The organism is Geminicoccus flavidas, from assembly GCF_009806515.1.
Classification (GTDB): domain Bacteria; phylum Pseudomonadota; class Alphaproteobacteria; order Geminicoccales; family Geminicoccaceae; genus Geminicoccus; species Geminicoccus flavidus.
Window position 1 is genome coordinate 1 of the sequence record NZ_WUJP01000400.1, and the last position, 4,689, is coordinate 4,689.

The window sequence follows — 4,689 nt, forward strand, 5'->3', positions numbered from 1 at the left end:
CAGCTACGAGTATTTCGACTCGATGGGCCTGCCCGAGCTGATCACCAAGATCGAGAAGATCGACGACCATACGGTGAAGTTCACGCTGAAGGAGCCGGAAGCGCCGTTCCTAGCCAACCTCGGCATGGATTTCGCGTCGATCCTGTCGGCGGAGTATGCCGACCAGATGATGCAGGCCGGCACGCCGGAGAAACTCGACAACAACCCGGTCGGCACCGGACCCTTCCTGCTGGTGGCCTACCAGAAGGACGCGGTGATCCGCTACCAGGCCAATCCGGACTTCTGGAAGGGCAAGGCCAAGATCGACAACCTGATCTTCGCGATCACGCCGGATGCCTCAGTGCGCTTCCAGAAGCTCCAGGCCGGCGAATGCCACCTGATGACCTATCCGAACCCGGCCGACCTGGAGGCGATGCGGTCGGATCCGGACATCAACCTGATGCAGCAGGAAGGCCTGAACATCGGCTATCTCGGCTACAATACCGAGAAGAAGCCGTTCGATGACGCCAAGGTCCGCACCGCGCTGACTATGGCGATCGACAAGGCCGCGATCATCGACGCGGTCTATCAGGGTGCCGGCACTGCGGCGAAGAACCCGATCCCGCCGACCATCTGGTCGTACAACGACGCGGTCGTGGACGTGCCCTACGACACCGAGGGTGCCAAGAAGCTCCTGGCCGAGGCCGGCTTCGCCGACGGATTCGAGACCGACATCTGGGCGATGCCGGTGCAGCGCCCCTACAACCCGAACGCCCGGCGCATGGCCGAGATGATCCAGTCCGACTGGGCCAAGATCGGCGTCAAGGCCAACATCGTCAGCTATGAGTGGGGCGAGTATCTCAAGCGCACTGCAGCCGGCGAGCACCAGACCCTGCTGATGGGCTGGACCGGCGACAATGGCGATCCGGACAACTTCCTGCACACCCTGCTCGGCTGCGATGCGGTCGGCAGCGCCAACCGGGCGCGCTGGTGCTACAAGCCCTATGACGACATCGTGGTGCAGGCCAAGCGGATCACCGACCAGGAGGAGCGCACGCGGCTCTACGAAGAGGCGCAGGTCATCTTCAAGGAGCAGAATCCCTGGGCGACCATCGCGCATTCGGTGGTGTTCAAGCCGATGCTGAACAGCGTGAAGGGCTTCAAGATCGACCCGTTCGGCGGGCACCAGTTCTACGAGGTCGACATCGAGGAATGACCTGAGCAACCCGGCCGGGGCGGGACCTCCCCGCCCCGCTTCCTATCGAGACAAGCTTGCTCCGCTTCATTCTGTCTCGCATCGCGGTGCTGATCCCCACCTTTGTTGGGGTGACGCTGGTCGCGTTCCTGTTCATCCGCCTTCTGCCCGGCGATCCGGTCGAGATGATGGCCGGCGAGCGCGGCACCAGCCCGGAGCGCCATGCCGAGCTGATGGCGCGCTTCGGCTTCGACCGGCCCTGGTGGGAGCAGTACCTGGCCTTCCTCGGCAACGTGCTCCAGGGCGATCTCGGCAACTCGATCGTCACCAAGGCGCCTGTCCTCAGCGAGTTCCTGACCCTGTTCCCGGCGACGCTGGAGCTGTCGATCTGCGCCATCCTGTTCGCGATCGTGTTCGGCCTGCCCGCGGGCGTGCTTGCCGCCAGCCGGCGCGGCACCATTTTCGATCATGGCGTAATGGCCGTGACCCTCACCGGCTATTCCATGCCGATCTTCTGGTGGGGCCTGCTTCTGATCATCCTGTTCTCCGGCATCCTGGGCTGGACCCCCGTCTCCGGCCGGATCGACCTCCTGTACTTCTTCGAGCCGGTGACCGGCTTCATGCTGATCGATTCGCTGCTCTCCGACCAGGACGGCGCCTTCATGTCCGCCTTCTCTCATCTGGTGTTGCCGACCATCGTGCTGGGCACCATCCCGCTCGCCGTGATCGCCCGGCAGACCCGCTCGGCCATGCTGGAAGTCTTGAGCGAAGACTATGTGCGCACCGCACGGGCCAAGGGCCTGCCGACCCGCCGCGTGGTCGGCCTCCATGCGTTCCGCAACGCGCTGATCCCGGTGGTCACCACGATCGGCCTGCAGACCGGCGTGCTGCTGGCCGGCGCCATCCTGACCGAGACGATCTTCTCCTGGCCGGGCGTCGGCAAGTGGCTGATCGATTCGATCTTCCGCCGCGACTACCCTTCCGTGCAGGGGGGACTCCTGCTGATCGCCAGCGTGGTCATGATCGTGAACCTCCTGGTCGACCTGACCTACGGGCTGATCGATCCCAGGATCCGCCATGGCCGCTGAGATCGCCACCCGCCCGCCCCACCCCTTCGCCGAGGGCTGGCATTATTTCCGGCAGAACAAGGGCGCGCTGGCCGGGCTGATCGTGTTCGTGACCTTCGTGCTCATCGCGGCACTCTCCCCCTGGCTGGCGCCCTATTCGCCGGACGCCCAGGACCGCGCCGCCGTGCTGGTCCCGCCCTTCTGGCAGGAAGGCGGCAGCACCGCGCATCTGCTGGGCACCGACGCGGTCGGCCGCGACCTGCTGTCCCGCATCATGCATGGCGGCCGCTGGTCGCTGTTCATCGGCCTGGTCGTGATCGTCATCTCGATGTCCGGCGGAATCTTGCTAGGCCTGGCCGCCGCGTTCGCCCGCGGCTTCGTCGACACGCTGATCATGCGCGTCCTGGACGTGCTGTTGGCGATCCCGTCCCTGCTGCTGGCGCTGGTGGTGGTCGCGATCCTGGGCCCTGGCCTGTTCAACGCGATGTTCGCCGTGGCCCTGGTCTACATGCCGCACTATGCCCGCCTCACCCGCGGCTCGGCCATGAGCGAGCTGCAGAAGGACTATGTCACCGCGTCCCGGGTGGCCGGCGCCTCCGTCTGGCGGCTGATGTTCCGCACGGTCCTGCCGAACTGCGCCCCGCCCCTGATCGTCCAGGCAACCCTGGGCTTTTCCACCGCCGTCCTGGACATGGCGGCCCTGGGCTTCCTCGGCATGGGCGCCCAGCCGCCCACGCCGGAATGGGGCACCATGCTGGCCGATGCGCGCGAGTTCATCCTGCGCGCCTGGTGGGTCGTGACCTTCCCGGGCCTCGCCATCCTGATCTCGGTGCTCGCCGTCAACCTGATGGGCGACGGCCTGCGCGACGTCCTCGATCCCAAGCTGAAGCGCTCATGAGCCTGCTCGAGATCCGCAACCTCACGGTCCGCTTCGCCACGGCATCGGGCTGGTTCACTGCCGTGGAGGGCGTCGACCTTTCGGTCGAGAAGGGCGAGATCGTCGCGATCGTGGGCGAGAGCGGCTCCGGCAAGTCGGTCTCGATGCTGGCGGTCATGGGCCTGTTGCCCCCGACCGCACAAGTTACCGCCGATGTGCTCGCCTTCGACGGCAAGGACCTCCTGACGATCAGCCCGGCCGAGCGGCGGGCACTCACCGGCGCCGACATGGCGATGATCTTCCAGGAGCCGATGAGCTCGCTCAACCCCTGCTTCACCGTAGGCTTTCAGATCGAGGAGGCGCTCCGGCTCCATCTCGGCCTGAACAAGCGCCAAGCACGCGACCGGGCGGTGGAGCTCCTGACCCAGGTCGGCATCCCCTCGCCCGCCCAGCGCCTGTCCGCTTATCCGCACCAGCTCTCCGGCGGCATGAGCCAGCGAGTGATGATCGCCATGGCGATCGCCTGCGACCCGCGCCTGCTCATCGCCGACGAGCCAACCACGGCACTCGACGTCACCATCCAGGCGCAGATCCTGGACCTCCTGGTCGATCTCCAGGAGCGGCGGGGCATGGCGCTGATCCTGATCACCCATGCGATGGGCGTGGTCGCCGAGACCGCGCAGCGCGTGGTGGTTCAGTATGCCGGCTGGCAGGTCGAGAAGCAGGACGTGTACGGCCTGTTCGACCATCCGCACCATCCCTATACCGCGGCCCTGCTGACGGCCCTGCCGGAGCGCGCCGTCGAGGGCACCAGGCTCGCCTCGATCCCGGGCGTGGTGCCCGGCCAGTTCGACAAGCCATCGGGCTGCCTGTTCCACCCGCGCTGCCCGCGGGCCGACCAGCGCTGCGTGGAGGTCCGGCCGGTGCCGGCCGGGCCGGAGCTGGGAGAGGCGGTCTGCCACTATCCGCTGGGCGGGGCCCGATGAGCCCACCGGTGAACCCGATCGTCGAAGCCGACAACCTGTCCCGCCACTACACGGTTCGGCGCGGCCTGTTCGCCAAGCCTACCACCGTGCGGGCACTGGACGGGGTGAGCTTCACCCTGGATGCCGGCAAGACCTTGGCAGTGGTCGGCGAATCCGGCTGCGGCAAGTCCACGCTCGGCCGGATCGTCACCCTGATCGAGCCGCCCTCGGCCGGCCGGCTTCGCCTGGACGGGCAGCCGACGGAGGAGGTGACCCCGGAGCTGCGGCGCAAGGTCCAGCTCGTGTTCCAGAACCCCTACGGGTCCTTGAACCCGCGCCGCAAGATCGCCGACGCGCTGGCCGAGCCCTTGGAGATCGCCGGCGGCACCAGCGCTGCCGAGCGGCGCAGCCGCGTCCTCATGATGCTGGAGAAGGTCGGGCTGCGCCGCGAGCAGGCCGAGCGCTACCCGCACATGTTCTCCGGCGGGCAGCGCCAGCGGATCGCGGTCGCCCGGGCATTGATGCCCAACCCGGAAGTGCTGGTGCTGGACGAGCCGGTCTCGGCGCTGGACCTGTCGATCCAGGCCCAGGTGCTCAACCTGCTGA

General features: G+C 67.1%; 5 protein-coding genes. All 5 read left to right on the plus strand.

Annotation, left to right across the window (positions count from 1 at the left end; translation table 11 throughout):
- A partial coding sequence (locus tag EQG76_RS11325; RefSeq protein ID WP_159713415.1) for an ABC transporter substrate-binding protein occupies positions 1–1,195 on the plus strand: 1,195 nt, incomplete at its 5' end.
- 56 nt (positions 1,196–1,251) lie between these two features.
- Positions 1,252–2,262 carry an ABC transporter permease subunit gene (locus EQG76_RS11330; protein ID WP_159713417.1) on the plus strand — a complete coding sequence of 337 codons (1,011 nt, stop codon included), beginning with the start codon at positions 1,252–1,254 and terminating at the stop codon, positions 2,260–2,262.
- Positions 2,252–3,139 carry an ABC transporter permease subunit gene (locus EQG76_RS11335; RefSeq protein ID WP_159713419.1) on the plus strand — a complete coding sequence of 296 codons (888 nt, stop codon included), beginning with the start codon at positions 2,252–2,254 and terminating at the stop codon, positions 3,137–3,139. The genes EQG76_RS11330 and EQG76_RS11335 overlap by 11 nt, the downstream gene beginning before the upstream one ends.
- Positions 3,136–4,104 (plus strand): ABC transporter ATP-binding protein, encoded by a 969-nt coding sequence (locus tag EQG76_RS11340; protein ID WP_159713421.1) that lies wholly within the window; start codon positions 3,136–3,138, stop codon positions 4,102–4,104. The genes EQG76_RS11335 and EQG76_RS11340 overlap by 4 nt, the downstream gene beginning before the upstream one ends.
- An 8-nt stretch (positions 4,105–4,112) precedes the next feature.
- Positions 4,113–4,689, plus strand: a 577-nt coding sequence (locus tag EQG76_RS11345) for an ATP-binding cassette domain-containing protein (RefSeq protein WP_159713423.1), incomplete at its 3' end; no start/stop codon positions are given.

Excerpts from the sequence above, each read along its gene's own strand:
- EQG76_RS11335 (WP_159713419.1), top strand. The coding sequence starts at position 2,252 with ATGGCCGCTGAGATCGCCACCCGCCCGCCCCACCCCTTCGCCGAGGGC.
- EQG76_RS11340 (WP_159713421.1), top strand. The coding sequence starts at position 3,136 with ATGAGCCTGCTCGAGATCCGCAACCTCACGGTCCGCTTCGCCACGGCA.